General features: G+C 74.1%; 1 protein-coding gene. It reads left to right on the top strand.

Going from position 1 to position 1,411, the window contains the following annotated elements; all coding sequences use genetic code 11:
• Positions 1-1,250: acyl-CoA dehydrogenase family protein (locus AC0CYZ_RS09070; protein ID WP_472214446.1), on the top strand; the 1,250-nt coding region annotated here is incomplete at its 5' end.
• Positions 1,251-1,411 lie beyond the last annotated feature (161 nt).

The following is a 1,411-nucleotide window of genomic DNA, read 5'->3' as shown; positions in this document are numbered from 1 at the left end:
TCGAGGAGCAGGCCATGGCCGTGTCGTTCGGGTTGAGCCCGGAACAGGAGCAGCTCAAGGCCGGCGCCCGCGGGTTCGCGGACGAGCACCTGCGTGACCTCGCGGCCGCCGTGCGCGCGGAGCCCGACCCGCTGACCCGGGCGCTGCTGGCCCGCCCGGTGTTCGAGAAGGCCGTCGGCCAGGGCTTCCTCAAGGGCCTGATCCCGGCCGCCGTGGGCGGCGCGGCCGGCAGCGGTGTCGACGCGGCGATCTTCATCGAGGAGTGGGCCGCGCAGAGCCCGGACTTCACGATCTCCTTCGCCGGCCCGCTGATCGCGCTCATGCCCGTCTACGAGGCCGGGACCCCGGAGCAGGTGGGGCGGTTCGTCGCGCCGTTCCTCGCCGACTCGGGCGCCCCGCTCGCGGCGATGGCCTTCAGCGAGCCCGCCGGCAGCGCGAACTTCGACGCCGAGGCGCCCGCCACCGGGATCACGACGACTGCGGAGCCCGACGGCGATCACTACGTCGTCACCGGGACGAAGGCGTGGGCGTCGCACCTGTCGGGCTGGGACGGCGACGGGCCCGACCTCATGACGATCGTCTGCCGGGCCCCGGGCGGCATCTCCCTGCTCGTCGCCGAGCGCGAGCACCTCGCCGGGCACCTCGAGGTCGAGGAGCACTACGACCTGCCCGGGCTGCGCGGCTGTCTCACCTCGCGCGTGCGGCTGCGCGACGTGCGGATCCCGGCGGCCAACCTGCTCGGCGCGGAGGGTCAGGGCGCCGAGCTCACCCGCCACGCGTTCCTGCCCAGCGGTGCGTCCATCGGCATCTTCGCGGTCGCCGCCATGCGCGGCGCCTTCGACATCGCCTACCGGTTCGCCCGGGACGAGACGCGCGGCGGCCGCGGTCCGATCCTCGAGCACCAGGCCGTCTCGGACGTCCTCGCCGACGCCAAGGCCCGGATCGAGGCCGTCCGCCTGCTCGCCTGGCGGGCGCTCGATGCCGTCATGGCCCAGCACCCCTCGGCCCTCGAGCTCGGCCTGCACGCGAAGATCCTGGGCTCCGAGACCGCGGTCGAGGTCGTGACCAAGCTCGTGCAGGTCGTGGGCGTCACGGCCTACGACCAGGGCTTCCCCCTCGCCGAGTACCTGCAGGAGGCGCTCGCGTACCCCGTGATCGAGGGCAGCAACATCGGCGTCCGCCGCCGACAGCTCCAGGAGCTCTTCCTCTCCCCCGGCTACGACCCGCTCGCCGCGTCCGGGATGAGCTGACCGGGGCACCTCAGGGTCCGGCGCGGCTGGTGTAGGTGTGTCCGGTCGGGGTGGTGGTCCGGACGGTGTGGGGCTGGTCGCCGAGTCCGTCGTGGACGACCTCGACCGCCCAGCCGGGCATCTCCCGCACGAAGTTCCCCCGGGCGCAGACCCCGCGGCCG

It is taken from the genome of Actinomycetospora sp. (assembly GCF_055612215.1).
Note: the sequence above shows the minus strand (reverse complement) of the source record. Positions and strands in the feature narration are given on the sequence as shown.